The following is a 21,887-nucleotide window of genomic DNA, read 5'->3' on the forward strand; positions in this document are numbered from 1 at the left end:
GCGGACCCAGGCCGAGCAGACGGCACGCGCAACCGGAGGTGCGCGATGGACGAGGTACTGGCCCGCAGCGGGATCTTCCAGGGTGTCGACCCGGAGGCGGCCGAGGCGCTCGCCAAGGAGATGGAGACGATCGAGGTCCGCAAGGGCGAGGTCGTCTTCAACGAGGGCGAGCCCGGCGACAGTCTCTACATCCTGCTGTCCGGCAAGATCAAGGTTGGCCGCCGGGCAGCGGACGGACGGCAGAACCTGATCGCCGTGATGGGTCCGTCGGACATGGTCGGCGAGCTGTCGCTGTTCGACCCGGGTCCGCGTACGGCGACCGCGACCGCGGTCACCGACAGTCGGCTGGCCCGGCTGCGCAAGCAGGCGCTGCGGCCGTGGCTCAACAACCGCCCGGAGATCGCCGAGCAGTTGCTGCGGGTGCTGGCCCGCAGGCTACGCCGGACCAACGACGCCCTCGCGGACCTGATCTTCACCGACGTGCCCGGCCGGGTGGCCAAGAACCTGCTCCAGATGGCCGGGCGCTTCGGCACCCGCGACGGCGGCGTGCTGCGGGTGACGCACGACCTGACCCAGGAGGAGATCGCCCAGCTCGTCGGCGCCTCCCGGGAGACGGTGAACAAGGCTCTCGCCGATTTCGCCTCGCGCGGCTGGCTCCGCCTGGACGGCAAGAGCATCATCATCCTCGACCCGGAGCGTCTGGCCCGCCGGGCGCGCGTCTGACCCTCGACGACAACTCACCTGCGCGGTGCCGGCGGACCTTCGTCGGCACCGCGCAGGCGTTCGTGGCTCTTTAAAAAGTCAGTCTTGACTGTTTGTTTCGTGGACGGCAGGCTGTCCGCATGCCCGCCGCATCGACCCGCGTGCCCCAGCAGGAACGCAGTCGCGCCACTCGGGCCCGGTTGCTGGAGGCGACCGTCGACTGCCTGGTCGAGCACGGCTGGTCCGGCACCACCACCACCGTGGTGGCCGCTCGGGCCGGCGTCTCCCGGGGCGCCCAACTGCACCACTACCCGACCCGGACCGCCCTGGTGACCGCGGCCGTCGGGCACCTCACCGAGCGGCGAGCGGCCGAGTTGCGGGCCGAGGCCGACGCCCTGCCGGCCGACGCCCACCGGCTGGACCGGGTGGTGGACCTGCTCGCCGCCGCCTTCACCGGGCCGCTCTTCGTCGCCGCCCTCGAACTCTGGGTGGCCGCACGCACCGACGCCGAGCTGCGGACCGCCCTGCTGCCGCTGGAAGCCCGGATCGGTCGGGAGATGCACCGGCTGACCGTCGAACTGCTCGGGGTGGACGAGCGGCGCCCCGGCGTACGCGAGGCGGTGCAGGCCACCCTGGACCTGTTGCGCGGGCTCGGCGTGGCCAACCTGCTCAGCGACGACTCGACCCGCCGCACCGCGCTGCTGCATGTCTGGAAGACCCAGTTGACCGCGCTGCTCGCCGCCACCGACACCGCTCCCTGACCGGCCCCACCCGCCCGGAGGCACCATGGTCGACCTGACCGCCCTGCTCACGGATCTGGCCACCGAGTCCGAGCAGCTCGACGCGCTTGTCGCGCCGCTGCCGCCGCAGGAGTGGCAGCGACCAACTCCGGCGGCCGGCTGGACGATCGCCCACCAGATCGCCCACCTGGCCTGGACGGATCACGTGGCCCGGCTCGCCGCGACCGACACCGACGCCTTCTACGCCTCGGTGACCGCCGCACCGGACCCTGGCCGGCTGGTCGACGACGGCGCGGTGGCCTTCCTCGCCCCGCCCGCCGTCCTGCTCACCCGCTGGCGGGAGGGCCGGTCGGCACTCGCGACAGCCCTGGCCGCCTCGCCCGCCGGAGAGAAGCTGCCCTGGTACGGAACCCGGATGTCACCGGCCTCGATGGCGACGGCCCGGATCATGGAGACCTGGGCGCACGGCGAGGACGTGGCCGAGGCGCTCGGCGTCACCCGGGCCACCACCGACCGGCTGCGACACATCGCCTACCTCGGCTTCCGTACCGTCGGGCACAGCTTCGCCGCCCACGGCCGGGCGGTGCCCACGGTGCCGGTCCGGGTGGAGCTGACCGCACCCGGCGGGGAGAACTGGACCTTCGGCCCGGCGGACGCCACCGACCGGGTGACCGGTCCGGCGCTCGACTTCTGCCTGCTGGTGACCCGGCGCCGGCACCGCGCCGACACCGCTCTGGTCGCCACCGGGCCGGTCGCCGACGGGTGGCTGGACGTCGCCCAGGCCTTCGCCGGCCCGCCCGGCACCGGCCGCGCTCCCCGCACGACAGCGTCGGGAGCGCAGCCGTGAACGCGCGACGTGGCCACGCGACGGCGACCCGGGGGTGCCGCCGATGAGCGGCGTGCTGCGGGTCGGCAACGCCTCCGGTTTCTACGGTGACCGGTTCTCCGCCTGGCGGGAGATGCTCGACGGCGGCGGGCTGGACGTGTTGACCGGTGACTACCTGGCCGAGTTGACCATGCTCATCCTGGGCCGGGACCGGATGCGGGACCCCGATCTGGGCTACGCGAAGACCTTCCTCCGGCAACTGGAGGGCTGTCTCGGCACCGCGCTCGACCGGCGGGTCACGCTTGTCACGAACGCCGGTGGACTCAACCCGGCCGGGTTGGCCGCCGCGATCCGCACCCTTGCCGACCGGCTCGGGCTGCCCGTCCGGATCGGGTACGTCGAGGGCGACGCCCTGGCCCGGCCGGACGCGCTGACCGCGAACGCCTACCTCGGTGCGTTCGGCATCGCGGCCTGCCTCGACGCCGGGGCGGACGTGGTGGTGACCGGCCGGGTCACCGACGCCTCGCTGGTCGTCGGCCCGGCCATCAACCGGTTCGGCTGGGGGCGCGGCGACCTCGACGCGCTGGCCGGCGCCACCGTCGCCGGGCACCTGATCGAGTGCGGGGCGCAGGTCACCGGCGGCAACTTCAGCTTCTTCACCGAGTTGCCCGACGGCGGGCGGCGACCCGGATTTCCGGTCGCCGAGTTGCGCGCGGACGGCTCGGCGGTGCTCACGAAGCATCCCGGCACCGGCGGCGCGGTCACCGTCGAGACCGTCACCGCGCAGTTGTTGTACGAGGTGGGCGGGCCGGCGTACCTGGGCCCGGACGTGGTCACCCGGCTCGACTCGGTCCGGCTGAGCCAGGACGGTCCGGACCGGGTGCTCGTCAGCGGCACCCGGGGCACCCCGCCACCGGACACGCTCAAGGTGGGCGTGAACAACCTCGGTGGTTTCCGCAATTCCATGACGTTCGTGCTCTGCGGGCTGGACATCCCGGCCAAGGCGGAGCTGGTCCGGGAGCAGTTGACCGGGGCGGTCGGCCCGGACGGGTTGGAGTTCACCCTGGCCCGTACCGACCACCCGGATGCCGCCGACACCGAGACGGCCAGCGCGCTGCTGCACGTGCACCTGCGCGACGGTGACCGGACGCGGGCCGGACGGGCGTTCTCCGCGGCGGCGGTCGAGCTGGCCCTGGCCTCCTACCCGGGCTGCACCCTGACCACCCTGCCCGGCGACGCCACCCCGTACGGCGTCTTCACCGCCGACGCCGTGCCGCAGGCGGCGGTCGACCACGTCGCCGTGCTTCCCGACGGCACCCGGATGCCGATCGATCCGCCGCCGGTGACCGGGACGGTCGTCGGCGAGCCGGCGGCCGAGGTGGCCGGGCCGGCGGCGACCGGTCCGACCCGGCGGGGCCCGCTGGGTGAGGTGGTCGGAGCGCGGTCGGGTGACAAGGGTGGCGACGCGAACCTGGGGGTCTGGGCGCGTACCGACTCGACCTGGGCCTGGCTGCGTGGCTGGCTCACCGTGGCGCGGCTGGCGGAGCTGCTGCCGGAGACCGCTCCGTTGACCGTTGAGCGGTACGAACTGCCGAACCTGCGCGCCGTCAACTTCGTGATCCGGGGACTGCTCGGCGCCGGGGTGGCCGCCTCCACCCGGTTCGACCCGCAGGCCAAGGCGCTCGGCGAGCTGCTCCGCTCGCGGATCGTCGACCTACCGGTCGAACCGGCGGCCGGCGACGCACCGGTCGGCCGGGAGGTGCGGTCGTGACGATCGTGGACACTCCCGAGCGGCGGCAGCTGCGGGAGCTGACCCGCGCCTTCGTGACCCGGGAGGTGCTGCCGCATTTGGCCGACTGGGAGCGGGCCGGCGAGGTGCCCCGCCAGTTGCACGCGACGGCCGCCAAGACCGGCCTGCTCGGCATCGGCTTTCCCGAGGCGGTCGGCGGCAGCGGCGGTGACCTGCTCGACTCGATCATCGTCACCGAGGAGATCATCCGCTCGGGTGGCTCGTCGGGGCTGGTCGCCGCCCTGTTCACGCACGGCATCGCGCTGCCGCACATGGTCGCCGCGGCGGGGGCCGGCTCGGGCGGCAAACTCCCCAGACGATCCGGCGACGCCCCCGGCAGCGTCGACCCGACCGGCCGGGAGCACGACCTGATCGACCGGTACGTCCGGCCGACCCTTGCCGGTTCGATGATCGGCGCGCTGGCCATCACCGAGCCCGACGGCGGCTCGGACGTCGCGGGCATCCGCACTCACGCCCGCCTCGACGGCGACCACTACGTGGTCAACGGCGCGAAGACCTACATCACCAGCGGAGTCCGGGCGGACTTCGTGACCACCGCGGTCCGTACCGGCGTGCCGGGCGGCGGGGAGCTGAGCCTGCTGGTCATCGACAAGGGCACCCCCGGCTTCACCGTGGGTCGACGGTTGGACAAGCTCGGTTGGCACTGCTCGGACACGGCCGAGCTCTCCTTCGTCGACGTTCGCGTGCCGGTGGCGAACCGGATCGGCGAGGAGGACACCGGTTTCCTCGCGATCATGCAGCAGTTCGCGGCCGAACGTCTCTCCCTGGCCACCCAGGCGTACGCCATCGCGCAGCGCTGCGTCGAGCTGGCCGTCAGCTGGTGTCGCGACCGGTCGACCTTCGGCCGGCCGCTGGCGAGCCGGCAGCTGGTCCGGCACCGGCTGGCCGAGATGCACACCCGGGCCGAGGCGGCGCGGGCGTACGTGCACCAGGTGGCCGCCCGGGTGGCCGCGGGCGAGCCGGTGGTGACCGAGGTGGCGATGGCGAAGAACGTGGCGGTCTCGGCCGCCGACCGGGTCGTCGACCAGGCCCTGCAACTGCACGGCGGCTTCGGCTACCTGCGCGACGCCGAGGTGGAGCGGCACTACCGCGACGCCCGGATCCTCGGCATCGGCGGCGGCACCACCGAGATCATGAACGAGATCATCGCGAAGGGAATGGGCCTTTGAGCACACTCGACACCGCGATCGACCCGTCCTCGCCGACGTTCCGCGCGAACCGGGACGCGCTGCTGGACAGCCTCGCCGAGCTGGACGCCGCGCTCGACACCGCCCGGGCCGGCGGCGGCGAGAAGTACGTGGCCCGGCACCACCGGCGCGGCAAGCTGCTCCCCCGCGAGCGCATCGAGCTGCTGCTGGACCAGGACAGCCCGTTCCTCGAACTGTCGCCGGTCGCCGCGTACGGCACCGACTTTCCGGTCGGGGCCAGCGTGGTGACCGGGATCGGTGTGGTCGAGGGCGTGGAGTGTCTGGTCGTCGCGAACGATCCGACGGTACGCGGTGGCGCGGTGAACCCGTGGTCGTTGGCGAAGACCCGGCGGGCCGGCGAGATCGCCCTGGCCAACCGGCTGCCGATGGTGAACCTGGTCGAGTCGGCCGGCGCGGACCTGCCCACCCAGGCGGAGATCTTCATTCCGGGTGGCCGGGTGTTCCGCGACCTGACCCGGCTCTCGGCCGAGAAGATCCCCACGGTCAGCGTGGTCTTCGGCAACGCCACCGCCGGTGGCGCGTACGTGCCCGGGATGTCCGACTACACGATCATGATCCGGGACCGTTCGCAGGTCTACCTGGCCGGGCCGCCGCTGGTCAAGATGGCCACCGGTGAGGATGCCGACGACGAGTCGTTGGGCGGCGCGGCCATGCACGCGACGAAGTCCGGCCTGGCCGACTTCCTCGCCGTCGACGAGCGCGACGGCATCCGGTTGGCCCGACAGTGCGTACGCCGACTCAACTGGCGCAAGCGGGGTCCGGCGCCGCGCAACCCGGTGCCGCGAGCACCGAAGTACGACCCGGAGGAGCTGCTGGGCATCGCCAGCGCCGACCTCAAGGTGCCCTTCGATCCGCGCGAGGTGCTCGCCCGGGTGCTCGACGGCAGCGAGTTCGACGAGTTCAAGCCGGCCTACGGCACCGCGCTGGTCACCGGCTGGGGCGAACTGCACGGGTACCCGGTCGGCGTGCTGGCCAACGCCCGGGGTGTGCTGTTCAGCGAGGAGGCGCAGAAGGCGACGCAGTTCATCCAGCTCGCCAACGCCGCCGACACCCCGCTGATCTTCCTGCAGAACACCACCGGCTACATGGTCGGCACCGAGTACGAACAACGCGGCATCATCAAGCACGGCGCCCTGATGATCAACGCGGTGTCGAACTCGACGGTGCCGCACCTGACGGTGAACCTGGGCGCCTCGTACGGCGCGGGCAACTACGGCATGTGCGGCCGGGCGTACGAGCCGAGGTTCCTGTTCACCTGGCCCAACGCCAGGTCTGCGGTGATGGGGCCGGCGCAGTTGGCCGGGGTGCTGTCCATCGTGGCCCGGCAGGCCGCCGCCGCGCGGGGCCACGAGTTCGACGAGGACTCCGACGCGGCGATGCGGATGATGGTCGAGCAGCAGATCGAGTCCCAGTCCGGCGCGCTGTTCCTCTCCGGTCGGCTCTACGACGACGGGGTGATCGACCCGCGGGACACCCGTACCGTGCTCGGCCTGTGTCTCTCGGCCGTCCACAGCGGACCGGTACAGGGCGCCGACGGCTTCGGCATCTTCCGGATGTGAGCGCGAGGAACGCAGCGAAGCGGAGTCCCGCAGTCGCGAACGAGAGGAGATACAGCAGGTGATTCGGAAGCTGCTGGTCGCAAACCGGGGGGAGATCGCCCGTCGGGTCTTCGCCACCTGCCGGGCGCTCGGGATCGGGACGGTCGCCGTGCACTCGGACGCGGACGCCGACGCGCCCTTCGTCGCCGAGGCCGACCAGGCCGTCCGGCTGCCCGGTAACGCGCCCGCCGAGACGTACCTGCGCATCGATCTCATCCTGGACGCGGCCCGCCGTTGCGGTGCGGACGCCGTCCATCCCGGCTACGGCTTCCTCGCCGAGAACGCCGAGTTCGCCACGGCGGTCGCCGACGCGGGCCTGACCTGGGTCGGCCCGCCCGCGAAGGCGATCGCCGCGATGGGGGACAAGCTGGCCGCCAAGGCGCTGCTCGCCGAGGCCGGCGTACCGATGCTGCCCACCTGGACCGACCCGGGGCAGGTGACGGACTTCCCGGTGCTGGTGAAGGCGTCCGCCGGGGGCGGCGGGCGCGGCATGCGGGTGGTCCGCGACGCCGCCGGGCTCACCGAGGCCGTGGCCGGCGCGCGCCGCGAGGCGGCGTCGGCGTTCGGCGACGACACGGTCTTCATCGAGCGGTACGTCGAACGGGGCCGGCACGTCGAGGTGCAGATCTTCGGCGACAGCCTCGGGACGGTGGTGGCGCTGGGCGCGCGGGACTGCTCGATCCAGCGCCGTCACCAGAAGATCGTCGAGGAGGCACCCGGCGTCCTGGCCGACGAGGTGCGGGAGCGGCTGCACGCGGCGGCGGTGGCCGCCGGACGAGTGGTCGACTATGTCGGGGCCGGCACGGTCGAATTCCTGCTCGCGCCCGACGGGGAGATCCACTTCCTGGAGATGAACACCCGACTCCAGGTGGAGCACCCGGTCACCGAGCTGACCACCGGGTTGGACCTGGTGCGGCTGCAACTGCTGGTCGCCGAGGGCGCACCGCTGCCGCTGGCCGCGACGCCACCGGCCACCGGACACGCGATCGAGGTACGGCTCTGCGCCGAGGACCCCGCGCACGGGTACCGACCGGCGACCGGCACCCTGCACCGGTTCGCCGTACCCGGCGTGGCGGCCGAGTTCGGGCCGCTGGTCACACCGGGTCTGCGCTTGGACTCCGGTGTGGTCGACGGGTCGGCGGTGAGCATCCACTACGACTCGATGCTCGCCAAGGTGATCGCGTGGGCACCCACCCGCGCGGAGGCGGCCCGGGCCCTGTCCGGCGCGCTGGCCCGCGCCGAACTGCACGGTGTGGCCACCAACCGGGATCTGCTGGTCCGCGTCCTGCGCAGCCCGCAGTTCGCCGCCGTCGACATCGACACCGGTTTCCTGGACCGGCACCCTGCGGTCTTCGAGCCGATCCTGCCCGCCGCCGAGGTGCCCCTGGTCGCCCTGGCCGCCGCGCTGGCGTCGGCCGCCGCTCGCCGGGCTACCGCCCCGGTGCTGGCCGGCCTGCCCTCGGGCTGGCGCAATGTGCCCGCCTTCCCGCAGGTCGTCCGGTTCGCCGGCGCGGACGGCGACGAGATCGAGACCTGCTACCGGCTGGACCGCTCGGGCAGCCTCGCCGAGTGGTCGGTTTCTCCCGCCGCCTCCGCCGGCACCGCCTCGGGGACCGACACCGGGCCGGCGACGCCGGCCGTCGAGCTGGTCGAGGCGTGCCCGGAGCGGGTCGTGCTCGATGTCGACGGGGTGCGGCGGGCCTACCGCGTACACCGGGTGGGGTCGCGGGTCTTCGTGGCCGGTCCGGACGGGGCGACGAGCCTGACGGAGCTGCCCCGTCTCCCGCTGCCCACCGCGGAGCTGGCCGCCGGGTCGCTGCTCGCGCCGCTGCCCGGCACGGTGGCCCGGGTGCACGTCCAGGTCGGTCAGCGGGTGGCCGCCGGTGACCTGCTGCTGACCCTGGAAGCGATGAAGCTGGAACATCCCGTGCTCGCCCCCACCGACGGTCTGGTCACCGAGCTTCCGGTGCCGGCCGGCGGTCAGGTCGACACGGCCGCCGTGCTGGCCGTGGTCACCCCCGATGAGGAGTCGCCGTCATGAACTTCGACCTCACCTCCGAGCAGGACCAACTCCGCGACGCCGTGCGGGCGTTGGGCCGGCGGTACGGCCACCGGTACTTCGTGGACAAGGCGAAGGCCGGCGAGCACACCACCGAGCTGTGGCACGAGGCCGGCCGACTCGGCTACCTCGGCGTCAACATCCCCACCGAGTACGGCGGCGGGGGCGGCGGCATCACCGAGCTGGCCATCGTCTGCGAGGAGCTGGCCGCCGCCGGTTGCCCGCTGCTGCTGCTCGTGGTCTCCCCCGCCATCGCGGCCACCGTCATCAACCGACACGGCACCGAGGAGCAGCGCAAACGCCACCTGCCCGGGCTGGCCGACGGCTCCCAGAAGATCGTCTTTGCGATCACCGAGCCGGAGGCCGGTTCGAACTTCCACCGCCTCGCCACGGTGGCCCGCCGCGACGGTGACGACTGGGTGCTGTCCGGTCGCAAGTGCTACATCTCCGGCGTCGACGAGGCCCAGTTCATCCTGGTGGTGGCCCGGACCGAGGATTCCTCGACAGGAAAGTTGAAGCCGGCGCTGTTCATCGTGCCGACCGACGCGGCCGGGCTGACCCGGTCCAAGCTGGACATGGAGATCGTCTCCCCGGAGAACCAGTTCCTGCTCTACCTGGACGAGGTGCGGCTGCCCGCCGACGCGCTGGTCGGCGGGTCGCTCGACGCCGGGCTGCCGGCGCTGTTCGCCGGGCTCAACCCGGAGCGGATCACGGTCGCCGCGATGGGTGCCGGCACCGGCCGGTACGCCATCGAACGCGCCTCGGAGTACACCGCGACCCGGAAGGTGTGGGGCGGCCGGACGATCGGCTCCCACCAGGGAGTGGCACATCCACTCGCGCACGCGGCGGTGCAGGTGGAGCTGGCCCGGCTGATGATCCAGAAGGCGGCGGCACTCTACGACGCCGGCCGCGACCTGGAGGCCGCCGTCTCCGCCAACATGGCGAAGTACGCGGCCGGTGACGCCGCCGCGCTCGCCGTCGACACGGCCGTGCAGGCGCTCGGCGGCGCCGGCATGACCACCGAGTACGGCGTGGCCACCCTGCTCGGTGCGGTACGGGCCGGTCGGATCGCCCCGGTCAGCCGGGAGATGATCCTCAACTTCGTCGCCCAACACGTGCTGAGCCAGGACAAGTCCTACTGACTCGCCCCTTCACCCGATCGGACGCGTTGCCGCCGCCGGCTCAGCGGCAGGCGGCGTCCACCCGGTGGACCGGGCGTACCCGCCGGCCCAGCCCCTCCAGCAGCGAGTCCTCGACGTGGAAGTCGTGGATGCGCAGCCGGTACCGGGGCAGTTCCTCCTCCGAGGGGCAGAGCACCTGTCCGCGTACCTGGTCGACCGGCACGTACCGCACCCCGCCGCGTTCCTGCAGGATCACCATGTTGACGTCGTCGGTGGTGACCACGTGTCCACGGATCTCCTCGGTGGCGTCGACAGAGGTCGCGCCCGCTTCGCCGACCGTGGTCACCGTCAGCGGCAGCACCGGGGTACTGATCACCGGCAGCGCCGCCCAGACCAGCACCACCAGCACGGCGAGCTGGGTCACCGGGGCGAGCGGCCGGATGACCACGCTGGGCAGCGGTCCGGCGACGAAGAGGGCCAGCAGCGGTGGTCCGACGAGGAGCACGATCGGCAGCGGTTCGCCCTGCCGCCAGGCGTCGCGCAGCGTTGGCACGAGCAGCCAGAGGTAGCCGGCGTACGCCGCCACGACGATCAGGGTACGGACGGCGGGGCGCTCGTGCAGGCGTTCCGGCCGGAGTTGGAAGGCCGCCGCGAAGGTGGGCAGCAGCAGCGGAAGGTACAGCAGCGGCCAGGTCACCAGCGCCATCAGGAAGCTCGCCGCGACGAACCAGCTCGGCGTGATCTGCGTCCACCGGGCGAACAGCGGCGGGCGGGTCAGCGGATGACCGCTGGCGGCGAGCACCCCGCCGAGCGCGAACACCGCGACCAGCACGGTGGAGAGCAGGCGGGCCGCCGTGGTGAGGAAGCCGGCGAGCAGGTTGACCGGGCCCACGTTGGCCACCAGCAGCAAGGTGGTCTGCAACTCTCCGCCGGCCTCGATGCCGAGCCGCAGCACCGAGAAGATCGCCGGTACGCCGACCACCGCCGTCCAGAACGACTGGCTGGCGCGGGCCCGCCGCTCCACCTGATCCCAGCCGCCGGCCGCCTCCGTCCGCAGCGCGCCGGGGTCGGGTTCGGTCCGCCCCGCCGGGATCGGCAACCCCGGTGGCGGCGCGGCCGTCCGCAGCACGGGCGGCGGTGGACGGTCGGTGCCCGGCTCGTCGGCGGTGGTGGCGGGTGCCGCACTCATCGTTGCGGTGCCTTGTCGTCGAAGTCCACGAGCCTCGGTACGTCGAGTGGTTGCGGCTGCCGCTTCTCGCCCCGCAGCCACGGCCCCAACGTGCGGTTGTACGCGGTCAGCCACGGACTGGCCTCTCCGCTGCGTCCCTGCTGGTAGCTCTTGTCGAGAAAGTAGGCGACCAGGTCACGCAGCGCCGGGTCGCCGATCGGCACGCCGACGCCGAGTAGTTCGCTGGTGCCGAACGGCATGTCGACGATCTCGAACTCGGTCGGGTACCGGGCCAGGAAGCCGGCGAGGATCGTCTCGTCGGAGCTGACCGCGTCGTACTTGCCGGCCCGGATGCCCTTGACGCAGTCCCAGACGTCCTTCACCACAAGCGTGCGGACCTGGTTCTTCTCCAACTCCGCCTCGGTGGTGGAGCCGCCGCTGGTGCAGATCCGGTACGTCGGGTTCCGCAGGTCCTCGATGGTGCGGATGGTGTCCTTGTGCCGGGTCGGCACCAGCACCTCCTGAGTGGTCACGAAGTACGGCCCGGCGAAGCTGACGAGCTTCTTGCGTTCCTCCGTGATCGAGAAGCTGGAGACCACCAGGTCCACCACCCCGCCCTGCAGGGCCGGGATCCGGTCCTCCGTGGACACCGCCACGAACTCCAGTCGGTGCTCTCCCTCGTAGCCGAGGGAAGCGGCGATGTACCGGGCGATCTCGACGTCGAAACCGACGTGGTCGCCGTCCCGGATCTCACCCATCAGCGGCTCGTCGTCGGCCACCCCGATCCGTAGGACCGGCTGGCCCCAGATGTGCGACTCGCGGAGCTTCTCCTGCACGGACGGCAGATCCGGCTCCTTCCGACTGTCGCAGCCGGCCGCCGCACCGAGCAGCAGGGTCAGCGCGACCGCCGCCGTGGTGGCCACCGAGCGCCACCGGGAGCTGGAGAGGCTTACACCCATTGGCAACCTCGCTACGGTTCGGTGTCTCGTGTGGCACTGAAAGTAGCCGTCCGTGTCGAGGCACCACCATCCGGCGGTCGGTGCGGCGTACGCTCAGCGCCCGGAGAGCCTGATCAGCGACAGCAGGTGGGCGACCAGGGTGATGGGGACACCGAAGGCGGGGACGAGGCTCATCGGCAGGGTGGACATGAGTCCGGTGTCGAGATCGGCGCGCAGCAGACCGGCCGGACTGGCCGAGTAGAGGACGCCGAGGGTGACGGCGAGAATGAGGTCGGCGATGCCCAGGGCCGTCCAGGCGACGAAGACCCGGTTGGCGCGGTCGACCACGAAGGCCGCCACCAGTGGTGCGGTCAGCCCGATGGCCACGTCGCCGAGACCGGCCGGCAGGGCGAAGCCAGCCGGCAGCGCGTCGACGGCGGCGAGCGCCAGGAACGCCAGTCCCGCGACCCGCCAGGTCTGCAACAGGGTGAGGAACCGTAGCTCGAGGCTGCGGGCCCAGGCGCGAAACCGTGACGAGCACACGGCGAGGACGAGCACGGTCAGCGGCGGGACCCCGGCGGCGAGGGCCAGAGCCACCGGCGGGGCGCCCGGTGGGGTGCGGAAGGCACCCAGGGCGCTCGCCGCGAGCGCGACGCAGAACCAGCCCACGGCGACGATCGCGGGTGGACCCGACAACCAGGAAGACCGGGTACGCGCGGGTACGATCACGGACTCCTCCAAGTCACTTGTGTTTTGCAAGTGACCCTAGGGAGGTAACTTGTAAATCGCAAGCGACTCGGAGGTGCGAATGTCATCGACCCGGAACCCGGCGTCCCGCTCGGACTGCGCGATCGCCGGCACGCTGGACCTCGTCGGCGACCGATGGTCCCTGCTCATCGTGCGTGACCTGCTGTTCCGTGGCGAGCTCAGATTCGCCGACCTGGCGGCCTCGGCCGAGGCGGTGCCGACCAACACGCTCGCGGACCGACTACGTCGGCTGGAGGAGTGCGGAATCGTCGTACGCCACCTCTACAGCGAGCGTCCCCGGCGGTACGAGTACCACCTGACCGAACGCGGCCGGGACCTCGCGCCGGTGCTGGACAGCATCGCCACCTGGGGCATCACCCATCTGCCCGGCACGCGACGGCTCGGTGCCGGCTGACCGAGCCGGTGGTGTGTGTCCGCCCGCGCGGAAAGGCGCATTTCCGACTTGCCCGGCACTGTCGCAACCCGCCGCCCATCCGGCAAGCTGTTGTTTGTCAGCTGTTCCGCGTGGTGAAGCTGGCTGCTGTTGACAGATCGGCAATCTCCGACATTCTGGACGGGTGAGACGGTTCCCAGGATCCGACGCACGGACCGTGGCGGTGGTCGCGGCCCTGGCGGCGTTCTGGCTGCTCGCGATGCTGGTGGTCGGGCGTCGGCAGGATCTGGTCGGGGTGGCGGGCGCGCTGCTCTGTGTGCTGCTCGCCACCGTCGCGGGGGTGGCCGTCACCGCCGCCCGCCAGCGTGACGCCGATGCTCGACTCGAGCGCGGGCAGCCGTCCGTGGGACCGGGGATCGAGCCGCCCGGCATCGATGCCGACACACTGGAGACGCTGGGCGATCGGGAGGCGGTCCGCGCGATGCGGGACCGGCATCGACGCGACCGGCGGGCACGCTGACCCTGCCCGGTTTCAGGGACCGGTCAGCCGCTGGTGAGCGTGGGCGAAGCCAGCCCGTTCAGGCCCCGCCCGGCCAGGCACCGGTAGGTGAGATCAGTGTCCGCGTCCGCTGGCGGCAGCACCTCAAGATTCCAACCAGCCGCCTGGCGCAGCCCACTGACCAGGCGGAACGTGTTCTCGTTGCAGACCTGCCGCACTCGGGGGTCGGCGACGATCTCGTCGTGGCCGGCGTCGACCAACGCGGCCGGCAACCGCCCCTGGGCGTAGCTCTCCCAGGTGTGCCGGGCGTCGCAGGGCATCCGGCTGGCCTCAGCCCGCTGGCCACGCACCTGCACCGGCCCGAAACACTCCAACTCCGTCGCGCACTGGGCACCGGCGGGAAGCGCCTCGGGGTGGGTGGCGCAACCTGGGCGGAGCATCCCGGTTGCCGCCGGACGGGCCGGGATGCTGGGCTGCGGCGACGGCCCGCCACCGGCCGCCCAGGCGCCGACGCCGGCCGAGGCGGCGAGAGCGACCACCCCCGCAGCCCCCAGGAACCAGCGTCGGCGTCGGCTGCGCTCGGTGGGTCCGCCCCCGGCCGGCGGGGCGGGGCGGCCGGGGGCGGATTCACCGGCGGCAGCACCGCCGATCGGCGCCACCCGGGGGACCGCCCCGCCGTCCGCCGTGCCTGAGCCGTCCAATGTGAGGTTGGTGAGCATGTCGCGCAGCTCCGCCGCGGACGGCCGGTCCGCGGGATCGTTGGCCATGCCGGCCCGCAGCACGTCGATCAGGGCCTTCGGGACGCCGGGCAGGCCGGGGATCGGCTGGTGGAACATCTCCAGCACGGTGACCAGGCTCGGGTTGCGCTCGCTCTGCCAGCGCGGCGGCCGACCGTGCATGACCGCGTAGAGGGTGGCGCAGAGCGCGTACACGTCGACGGCCGGCGACGGTGGACTGTGGCTGAACATCTCCGGCGGCGCGTACGCCGGCGTGAGCACCTCCAGCGCCACGGAGGCGTCCCGCATCTCGGCGACCACGGCGAGGCCGAAGTCGGCAAGCACCGCCGGGTTGAAATGCGAGTGGAGGATGTTCGCCGGCTTGACGTCGCGGTGCAGCACGCCGGCGGCGTGCGAGTGGGCGATGGCATCCGCGATCTTGATGCCGAGATCGCGGGCCTCGACGGCGTCCAGCGGCGAGTTGCGCATCCGCTCGGCGTACGAACCGTCGCAGAGTTCCATGATCAGGTATGGGTGCTGGTCGATGGTGACCCCGACGTCGAACAGGTCGACCACGTGCGGGTGGGACGACATCCGACCGGCCGCTCGCGCCTCGCGCAGAAAGCGGGCCTGGTCCCGGTCGCTGGCCAGCGTCCGGTTCTCCACCTTCACGGCGACCTCGCGACCCACCGAGATCTGCGTCGCCCGGTAGACGGTGGCGTAGCCACCTCGGGCAAACACCTGCAAATCAGTCAGACCAGGCACGATGGGCGTCGGCAGGGCGCCGGGCGGGGTGTCGGTCACAACTTCGAAAATACCGAACTCTGCCGGCCGCTCACTGAACCGCATCGGTGGCCGGCCCCACAGCCGATGTTCCGGCACCGCGCCGGTCGCCGTCGCGCTCCGCTTCGTCGGGAGTCGATCCGCTCCCGCCCGTCGGGCCGATGATCCGCCGGACACCGGTCGTACCCGTTGCGGTGGACCGGCGTGCGTCCCACCAGAGGCCGCCGGCAGTCGCCAACGCACCCAGGCCCTCCCAGGCCGCCACCCCGAAGAACCGCCCCGGCGCGATGTCAGCCAGCACCGCGAGGGTGAAGACCGTGAACGTGACCAGCCGGAACACCACCGTGAAGCGGTAGAAGGCACGCCACTCGGTGGCCGTGGCGAGCAGGTAGTAGACCCCCATGTTGAACGACGCCATCGAGGAGGCGGTCACGAAGACACCCGTGTAGTCGCCCGGTGCGCGGCTCGGTGGAATCTCGAAGCCGAGCATCCGCAGCAGCGCCTCCGGCCAGAGCAGGCCGACCGCCCCCATCACCAGCGCCAGCACGCCGAACACCGCGATCGTCCATCCGGCGACCGAACGCGGCAGCCTCATCTTCGCCCCCCTCGACGACCCGACCGACGACATCGACGGTCGCGTGCACCCGCCACGCTAGCCGTCGGCCCCGGCCGGCCACATCCCCGGAACCGGCAGATCCGCACCGGCCACCGATCGACCGGACGAATCGGACCGGGCCCGACCCGGTTCCTCGACACCGCGCCCACAGTGCGGACACAACGGCCGGCCGCCCGGCGGTACCCGTCGACATCGCGGCCGAGCCGGTCAGCCGGGCGTACGCAGCCGGTTCAGCAGCGCCTCCGCGGCGGCCCGCTCACTGCGCTGCTCGGTGGCGTACGCCAGCCGGAGCGCGTCCTCGGCGCTGGCCTTGGCCTCCGCCGGCCGCCCGCACGCGGCAAGTGCCTCGGCCAGTACGCTCGCCGCGATCACCTGGCTGCGGACGTCCTCGGCCTGCACCCGCACCGCCCGACGAGCCCAGTCCAACGCCTGCTCGCGCTGGCCGTGGGCGAGCAGGGCCGAGGCGTAACGCGCCATCGACTGCCGGCGGGAGAAGAGCAGGGACGGAGTGGTGGCCGCCATCGTCGCGACCGGGGCGAGCAGGCCGACCGCGGTGGCGGAGTCGCCGGCAGCCAACCGGGCGGTGGCCAGCAGCACCCGGGGCGCGACCTGTGCCGGTGCCTGCGGATTGTGCGGTTCCACTGTGGTGAGCACCGCGCGGGCGTCCCGCTCGGCGGCGGCCACGTCACCCATCTCCAGCGAGACGAAGCCACGCAGCGTGCCGGCCATTCCGGTCAGCAGCGGATGCGCCGTCCGATGGCCGTACGCGAGCGCGTCGGTGAGCAGGTCCGCGGCGTGCTCCGGCTCGCCCAGCCCGCGGGCGACCACCCCCCGGACGACGAGCGCGAAGCCCTGACCCCAGTCGTCCGACGCGGCGGCGAAGTCCCGGTACGCCCGCCGGGCCTCCCGGTCGGCGTCGACCAGCTCCCCCAGCTCGGCGTTGGCGTACGCGTCGACCGCCCGCAGGGTGCCCACCGCCCACGCCTCGCCGACCCGTTCACCGAACGGCAGGAAGACCCGGGCCAGCCGGCGCGCCTCCCGCAGCCGACCGGCGAGCAGCCGGGCGAAGGCGGTGGTGCCACGCAGCCACGCCCGTCCGTACGGGTCCTTCAACTCCGCGAAGAGCCGGGCGGCCCGGCCGAGCACCGCATCCGTGCCGGCGAAGTCGCCACGGGTGGTGGTCACCCAGGCCAGGTTCTGCAACGACCACGCCTGTCCTCGACGGTCACCCGCGGCCAGACTCACCTGGTACGCCGCCGCCAGTCGGCTGCTGGCCTGGCCCAGCCGGCCCACCAGGAAGTCGGTCATGCCCAGCCGGCGCATCGCCGAGGCGCGCAGGGTGGGCAGGCCGGCGTCGCCGGCCACCTGAAGCGCCTCCCGCCAACAGGACTCGGCCCGCCGTAGGTCGCCCATCACCTGCTGGGCCTGCCCGGCGAGGAGCAGGGCGCTGGCCCGCGTCGCCGGATCTCCCGCGTTCGCGGCGATCTTCTCGGCGGAGGCCAGGGCGTCGGCCGCCCGACCGACCTGCAGCAGCGCCCGGGCGTGCGCCACCCGGTCGACCGCGGGTATTCCGTCGCGAGCCAGCTCGGCGGCGCGTTCGGCGTACTCGACGGCCAGTGCCGGCTCCCCCGCGTGCAACGCCCGCCGGGTGGCCCGGCCCAGCGCCGCCACGCCGAGCGGCGCGACCGCCCGGGCCGGGGCGTCCGGACGTAGCGTGACCGCGTCGGCGAGCGCGGTGGCCCGCTCGACGTGCTCGGCCACGAAGTCGTCCCGCGCCCCCTCCGGAAAACCGCCAGGTCCGGCCCCGGTGCCGCCCGGGCCGGCGGTGTCGGTCGCCGGAGCCGCCCAGCGCGCGAGCGCGGCGTGCCGTTCGGCCAGCTCCGCCTTGCTGATCCCGGAGTACGCGGCCTCCCGCATCAGTGGGGTGGCGAAGGCGTACCCACTGCGGGTGCGGTGCAGCATCCGCCGTTGCAGCAGTTCCTCGACGGCCCGTTCCAACTCGACGGCGGCGACGGCGGCCGGGCGGCCGTCCCGACCGGTGCGCTGCTCCCGCAGCGCCTCCAGCGCACCGTCGGGCACGGCGTCGCCGACCACCGCGGCGTCCCGTAGCACCGAGCGGGCCTCGGCGGGCAGGGCGTCGATCCGGGCGGCGAGCACCGCCGCGAGATCCCGGGAGAGCAGGCGACTACCCAGCGAGCCGGGCGCCAGCCGCCAGGTGTTGCGCGCCCCGGCGGTGAGCGCGCCGCGCTCCATCAGCAGGGTGACCAGTTCCGCCAGGTAGAAGGGATTTCCCTGGGCGGTGGCGAGCAGCCGGTCGGCGTCGGCCTGCGGCAACCGTCCGCCACCGAGGTAACTGGTCAGCAGCCGGGCCGCGTCGGCACCGCGCAGCGGCGGCAGGGGCTGCACCTCGGCATCGGAGACCCGGGCCAGCGTACCGGCGGTACGGACCAGTTCGGGTCGGCCGAGCAGCAGCACCAGCACCGGCCCGGCGAGCCGGGACAACGTGATCTCCAACGCGCCGATGGTCTCCGCGGTGGCGTCGTGCAGGTCGTCCACGATCACCACCAGCGGCGCCTCCTCGGCGAGCGCGCTGAGCAGGTCCGCCACCGCGTTGGGCACCGCGTCGACGTCGGCCGGCGGCTGAGCGCTGCTCCACTCACCCTGGTCGGTGGGTCCACCGGCGGGCAGTTCCGCGTATCCGAGCAGGGCCAGCAGTTGGTCGGTGGCGATCGGGGCCGGCTCGGTCCGGGTACGGCTGAGCCGTTGTCCGAGCCGACGCAGCCGTTCCTCCACGGCCGCCCGGGTGACCGCGGTCGCGGCGTCGTTGGGCAACCCGGTCGCGGCGCGTACCAGGTCGGCGAGGGGTGCCAGCCTTCGACGCTCGCCGAACGCCGCACAGCGCACCGAGAGGACCCGGGCGCCGGTGTGCGCGGCGTACCGGCCGGCGCCGACGTCGTAGCCGGCGGCGAGGCGCTCCACCTCGGCGGCGAACCGGGACTTGCCGATGCCCGCCTCGGCCGTCATCAGCAACACCCGGGGCTCGGTACGGTCGATCACCTCGGCGAGCCGGCCGGCCACCCGGCCGATCTCGGTCTCCCGGCCCACGAACGGCGCCTCGTCGCCGAGACCGGAGCGGGTACCGGGCGCGTCCAGCAGGCCGAGCAGCTCGTACGCCTCGACCGGCTCGCGCTTGCCCTTGAGCCGCAGCGGCCGCAGCGCCCGCCAACTCGCGACGTGCCGGGTCGCCGCGGCGGTACGGCCACCGGCGTAGACCGCGCCTACGGCGGCGGCGTCGGCCAGCCGGGCGGCGGTGTTCACCGTGTCGCCGATGACGGTGTACTCGATGGCGGCCTGGATGCCGGCGATCACGTCGCCCGTGTTGAGTCCGACCCGCAGTCCCAGCGGCGCCCCGCCGCCCCGCTCGTCGTCGAGCACCCGGCGCACCGCCCGCTGCATGGACAGGGCGGCCCGGACGGCCCGCTCGGCGTCGTCCTCGTGCGCCACCGGAGCGCCGAAAACCGCCATGATCCCGTCACCGGTCAGCTTGTCGACGTGCCCGCCGAAGGTCTTGACCGCCCCGGCCAGCGCGGCCAGCACCCGGTCGGTGACCGCGCCGACGCGTTCCGGGTCGAGATCCTCCGACCAGGAGGTGAAATCGGACAGGTCGCCGAAGAGCACGGTCACCACGCGGCGCTCGGCGGCCGGCAGGGTGGCGGCGGCCGGCAGCGCGGCGCCGCAGTTGTGGCAGAACCGGGCGCCGGGCACGGCGACGGTTCCGCACACCGGGCAGGTCACGCTGGATCCAACCTCGCGTCGCCGCCGTCGGATTCCCGGCCGAGGTATTCGAGTTGGGCGCGTACCGACCATTCCGCCGCCCACCACAGCGACCGGTCCACGTCGGCGTAGACCATGGCGACCACCTCGGCCGCGGTCCGCGCGCCGGTGTCCAGCGCCGCCCGGACCTGGTCGAGGCGGGCACGGCGGTGGGCGAGGTAGAAGTCGGCGGCGGCACCGCAGTCGGCCAGCGCCGGCCCGTGCCCGGGCAACGCCGGCATCCCCCGGTACGTCGAGAGCAGCTCCAGACTGGTCAGGTAGTCGCCGAGGTGCCCGTCGGGGTGCGCCACGACGGTGGTGCCTCGGCCGAGGATCGTGTCACCGGTGAGGATCAGTCGCTGCCCGTCCCGCTCGGCCAGGAAGCAGACCGAGTCGGCGGTGTGCCCGGGGGTGGCGAGCAGGCGGATGTCCAGGCCGAAGCCAGCCAGGGCCTGTCCCGGGCCGGTCAGCGGCGCACCGCCGATGGTGTGCGCCGGATCGGCGGCCAGGACGTCGGCTCCGTCGAGCAGGGCGTGCAGGCGCGCCGATCCTTCGGTGTGGTCCGGATGGCCATGGGTGATCAACACCAGCCCGACCGGCCCCTGCGCGACGATCGCCGCGAGGTGCGCCTCGTCCGCCGGCCCCGGGTCGACCACCACGGCCGGTTCGCCGGGCCGGGCCCGCAGCACCCAGGTGTTGGTGCCGTCGAGCGTCATCGGCCCCGGATTCGGTGCCCGCAGCAGTGTCACCCAGTCCGGCAGTTCGCTGGCGAGGGCGGTCACCGCCCCCGTCACATGCCCTCCCATGGCTGCGATCGTACGACTCCGCGGGCACACCTCCGCGATCTTGCAGTTCCGGTCCCCGATTCGTCCTCGTTAGGGGTCTTCGTCCGGACGGAAACTGCAAGATCGCGGAGGGTCAGGAGACCTCGACGATGACCTCGACCTCCACCGGGGCGTCCAGGGGGAGTTCCGCGACGCCGACGGCCGACCGGGCGTGCCGGCCCGCCTCACCGAAGACGGTGCCGAACAGGTCGGAGGCGCCGTTGATGACACCGGGCTGAGCGGTGAAGCCGGAGGCGCTGGCGACGAAGCCGGTCAGCTTCACGACCTTCACCACGTTCTCCAGACCGACGAGCGAGTCGATCGCGGCGAGCGCGTTGAGGGCGCAGCGCTGGGCCAACTGCTTGGCCTGCTCGGCGGAGACGCCGGCACCCACCTTGCCGGTGGCCAGGAGCTTGCCCTCGACCATCGGCAGTTGCCCGGAGACGTACACGTGCTGCCCGGACTGCACCGCCGGCAGGTAGCTCGCCACCGGCGGCACCACCTCCGGCAGCTCCAGTCCGAGCTCCGCCAGCCTGGCGTGGGGTCCGTTGGCCACGACACTCATGCCTTCGGGCGCTTCAGGTAGGCGACCAGTTGCTCCGGGTTCGGCCCGGGGACGACGGAGACGAGTTCCCAGCCGTCCTCACCCCAGTTGTCGAGGATCTGCTTGGTCGCGTGGACCAGCAACGGAACGGTGGCGTATTCCCACTTCTGCATCGGTGGAGGGCTCCCTCGGTGGCACGGACACTTCGGGACACAGCCTACGGTCCACCGGCCGGTCGGGGCGCGGGACGCTGCTCGGCGTCGGGCCACTGCTCGGGGGCGGTCCGTTGCTCGGGCGCTGTCGGCAGTTCGCCGCAGGGTCCGGCATGGTCGTACGGCTGGGGGCAGCGGGTGCGATCCGGCAGCAACAGGTCGCAGAAGACCCGGTGCCGGTTGTTCTGGTCGTCGGCGGTCGACACCTCGGTCTCCCCGGCGTCGAGTTCGAGCAGGAAGTTCAGCGACGTGGCCAACCGGCCGGCCAAGGCGGTGGCGGCGGCCAGGTCGGTCACCCGGATGGGCAGATGGATGACGTAACCGGGACCGTCCTCCTCCCGACCGCCGGCCGGCTCGGCACTGGCGACCGGGTCGACGGGGCGGCGGTACGACCGCTCGTTGACCGGCAGCCGGCCGGAGAGGTCTCCGCCAGCGGTCCGGCTGCCCCGGCGCGGCCCGGCGGGGAACTGGGCTCGGGGGGTGTTGTCCGTGTCGCGCATGCACTGCCTCCGGGCGTCGTACCTGGTCACGGTGCCGCTCACCGGTCCGGAACTAATTCGCCCGGCCCG

Annotated in this window: 20 protein-coding genes; 10 read left to right on the forward strand and 10 right to left on the reverse strand. The window is 72.9% G+C overall.

Translation table 11 applies throughout. From position 1 onward, the window contains the following. The first annotated feature begins 45 nt into the window (after window positions 1–45). The 8 genes from O7597_RS09120 (at window position 46) to O7597_RS09155 (ending at window position 10,085) form a co-directional block, all read left to right on the forward strand. Entirely contained in the window at window positions 46–723 is a 678-nt protein-coding gene (locus O7597_RS09120; RefSeq protein ID WP_013736306.1) for a Crp/Fnr family transcriptional regulator, read from the forward strand. 119 nt (window positions 724–842) lie between these two features. Continuing rightward, complete coding sequence (locus O7597_RS09125) at window positions 843–1,463, forward strand: TetR/AcrR family transcriptional regulator (protein ID WP_269738581.1); 621 nt, start codon at window positions 843–845, stop codon at window positions 1,461–1,463. Between the two features lie 25 nt (window positions 1,464–1,488). Then, on the forward strand, window positions 1,489–2,289 hold the full coding sequence (locus tag O7597_RS09130) for a TIGR03084 family metal-binding protein (RefSeq protein WP_269738582.1): 801 nt from the start codon (window positions 1,489–1,491) through the stop codon (window positions 2,287–2,289). A gap of 43 nt (window positions 2,290–2,332) precedes the next feature. Further along, window positions 2,333–4,039 (forward strand): acyclic terpene utilization AtuA family protein, encoded by a 1,707-nt coding sequence (locus O7597_RS09135; protein ID WP_269738583.1) that lies wholly within the window; start codon window positions 2,333–2,335, stop codon window positions 4,037–4,039. Next, entirely contained in the window at window positions 4,036–5,247 is a 1,212-nt protein-coding gene (locus O7597_RS09140; protein WP_269738584.1) for an acyl-CoA dehydrogenase family protein, read from the forward strand. The genes O7597_RS09135 and O7597_RS09140 overlap by 4 nt, the downstream gene beginning before the upstream one ends. Next, a complete protein-coding gene (locus O7597_RS09145; RefSeq protein ID WP_269738585.1) occupies window positions 5,244–6,845 on the forward strand; it encodes a carboxyl transferase domain-containing protein in 1,602 nt (533 codons plus the stop codon). The genes O7597_RS09140 and O7597_RS09145 overlap by 4 nt, the downstream gene beginning before the upstream one ends. A 58-nt stretch (window positions 6,846–6,903) precedes the next feature. Beyond that, complete coding sequence (locus O7597_RS09150) at window positions 6,904–8,925, forward strand: biotin carboxylase N-terminal domain-containing protein (protein ID WP_281582451.1); 2,022 nt, start codon at window positions 6,904–6,906, stop codon at window positions 8,923–8,925. Continuing rightward, window positions 8,922–10,085, forward strand: a complete 1,164-nt coding sequence (locus tag O7597_RS09155) for an acyl-CoA dehydrogenase (RefSeq protein ID WP_281582452.1) — start codon at window positions 8,922–8,924, stop codon at window positions 10,083–10,085. The genes O7597_RS09150 and O7597_RS09155 overlap by 4 nt, the downstream gene beginning before the upstream one ends. 40 nt (window positions 10,086–10,125) lie before the next feature. Here the strand turns inward: O7597_RS09155 and O7597_RS09160 are convergent, their stop codons facing one another. From O7597_RS09160 to O7597_RS09170, 3 genes are all read right to left on the reverse strand, one after another. Next, window positions 10,126–11,253, reverse strand: a complete 1,128-nt coding sequence (locus O7597_RS09160) for a hypothetical protein (protein ID WP_281582453.1) — start codon at window positions 11,251–11,253, stop codon at window positions 10,126–10,128. Then, window positions 11,250–12,191 (reverse strand): transporter substrate-binding domain-containing protein, encoded by a 942-nt coding sequence (locus O7597_RS09165; protein ID WP_164448651.1) that lies wholly within the window; start codon window positions 12,189–12,191, stop codon window positions 11,250–11,252. Before O7597_RS09165 ends, O7597_RS09160 begins: the two co-directional genes overlap by 4 nt. Before the next feature lie 93 nt (window positions 12,192–12,284). Continuing rightward, entirely contained in the window at window positions 12,285–12,899 is a 615-nt protein-coding gene (locus tag O7597_RS09170) for a hypothetical protein (protein WP_281582454.1), read from the reverse strand. Between the two features lie 79 nt (window positions 12,900–12,978). Between O7597_RS09170 and O7597_RS09175 the strand changes: the two genes are divergently transcribed. Both O7597_RS09175 and O7597_RS09180 read left to right on the forward strand, forming a co-directional pair. Then, window positions 12,979–13,332, forward strand: coding sequence for a helix-turn-helix domain-containing protein (locus O7597_RS09175; protein WP_281582455.1), 354 nt, complete (start codon window positions 12,979–12,981; stop codon window positions 13,330–13,332). A 163-nt stretch (window positions 13,333–13,495) separates the two neighbouring features. After that, window positions 13,496–13,831: a hypothetical protein gene (locus O7597_RS09180; RefSeq protein WP_269738592.1), complete on the forward strand. Its 336-nt coding sequence runs from the start codon at window positions 13,496–13,498 to the stop codon at window positions 13,829–13,831. A 23-nt stretch (window positions 13,832–13,854) separates the two neighbouring features. On the opposite strand, the gene O7597_RS09185 is transcribed toward O7597_RS09180, so the two are convergent. From O7597_RS09185 to O7597_RS09215, 7 genes are all read right to left on the reverse strand, one after another. Further along, window positions 13,855–15,330 carry a serine/threonine-protein kinase gene (locus O7597_RS09185; RefSeq protein ID WP_269738593.1) on the reverse strand — a complete coding sequence of 492 codons (1,476 nt, stop codon included), beginning with the start codon at window positions 15,328–15,330 and terminating at the stop codon, window positions 13,855–13,857. 31 nt (window positions 15,331–15,361) lie between these two features. After that, the gene (locus O7597_RS09190) at window positions 15,362–15,904 is read right to left on the reverse strand and encodes a hypothetical protein (protein ID WP_269738594.1); all 543 of its coding nucleotides are present in this window, start codon (window positions 15,902–15,904) and stop codon (window positions 15,362–15,364) included. Window positions 15,905–16,132: 228 nt separating this feature from the next. After that, window positions 16,133–19,720 (reverse strand): adenylate/guanylate cyclase domain-containing protein, encoded by a 3,588-nt coding sequence (locus tag O7597_RS09195; RefSeq protein ID WP_281582456.1) that lies wholly within the window; start codon window positions 19,718–19,720, stop codon window positions 16,133–16,135. Continuing rightward, window positions 19,717–20,544: an MBL fold metallo-hydrolase gene (locus O7597_RS09200; protein ID WP_269738596.1), complete on the reverse strand. Its 828-nt coding sequence runs from the start codon at window positions 20,542–20,544 to the stop codon at window positions 19,717–19,719. Before O7597_RS09200 ends, O7597_RS09195 begins: the two co-directional genes overlap by 4 nt. A gap of 112 nt (window positions 20,545–20,656) precedes the next feature. Then, on the reverse strand, window positions 20,657–21,118 hold the full coding sequence (locus O7597_RS09205) for a RidA family protein (protein ID WP_269738597.1): 462 nt from the start codon (window positions 21,116–21,118) through the stop codon (window positions 20,657–20,659). Window positions 21,119–21,123: 5 nt separating this feature from the next. Beyond that, window positions 21,124–21,279 carry a DUF4177 domain-containing protein gene (locus tag O7597_RS09210; protein ID WP_013736319.1) on the reverse strand — a complete coding sequence of 52 codons (156 nt, stop codon included), beginning with the start codon at window positions 21,277–21,279 and terminating at the stop codon, window positions 21,124–21,126. A gap of 44 nt (window positions 21,280–21,323) precedes the next feature. Beyond that, the gene (locus O7597_RS09215) at window positions 21,324–21,818 is read right to left on the reverse strand and encodes a hypothetical protein (protein ID WP_269738598.1); all 495 of its coding nucleotides are present in this window, start codon (window positions 21,816–21,818) and stop codon (window positions 21,324–21,326) included. Window positions 21,819–21,887 lie beyond the last annotated feature (69 nt).

The organism is Verrucosispora sp. WMMC514 (assembly GCF_027497295.1).
Classification (GTDB): Bacteria; Actinomycetota; Actinomycetes; order Mycobacteriales; family Micromonosporaceae; genus Micromonospora; species Micromonospora palythoicola.

Bases quoted from the DNA above. Each gene is read 5' to 3' on its own strand.
- O7597_RS09120 (WP_013736306.1), top strand. From the start codon at position 46: ATGGACGAGGTACTGGCCCGCAGCGGGATCTTCCAGGGTGTCGACCCG.
- O7597_RS09125 (WP_269738581.1), top strand. From the start codon at position 843: ATGCCCGCCGCATCGACCCGCGTGCCCCAGCAGGAACGCAGTCGCGCC.
- O7597_RS09130 (WP_269738582.1), top strand. From the start codon at position 1,489: ATGGTCGACCTGACCGCCCTGCTCACGGATCTGGCCACCGAGTCCGAG.
- O7597_RS09135 (WP_269738583.1), top strand. From the start codon at position 2,333: ATGAGCGGCGTGCTGCGGGTCGGCAACGCCTCCGGTTTCTACGGTGAC.
- O7597_RS09155 (WP_281582452.1), top strand. From the start codon at position 8,922: ATGAACTTCGACCTCACCTCCGAGCAGGACCAACTCCGCGACGCCGTG.
- O7597_RS09160 (WP_281582453.1), bottom strand. From the start codon at position 11,253: ATGAGTGCGGCACCCGCCACCACCGCCGACGAGCCGGGCACCGACCGT.
- O7597_RS09165 (WP_164448651.1), bottom strand. From the start codon at position 12,191: ATGGGTGTAAGCCTCTCCAGCTCCCGGTGGCGCTCGGTGGCCACCACG.
- O7597_RS09175 (WP_281582455.1), top strand. From the start codon at position 12,979: ATGTCATCGACCCGGAACCCGGCGTCCCGCTCGGACTGCGCGATCGCC.
- O7597_RS09190 (WP_269738594.1), bottom strand. From the start codon at position 15,904: ATGAGGCTGCCGCGTTCGGTCGCCGGATGGACGATCGCGGTGTTCGGC.
- O7597_RS09200 (WP_269738596.1), bottom strand. From the start codon at position 20,544: ATGGGAGGGCATGTGACGGGGGCGGTGACCGCCCTCGCCAGCGAACTG.
- O7597_RS09210 (WP_013736319.1), bottom strand. From the start codon at position 21,279: ATGCAGAAGTGGGAATACGCCACCGTTCCGTTGCTGGTCCACGCGACC.
- O7597_RS09215 (WP_269738598.1), bottom strand. From the start codon at position 21,818: ATGCGCGACACGGACAACACCCCCCGAGCCCAGTTCCCCGCCGGGCCG.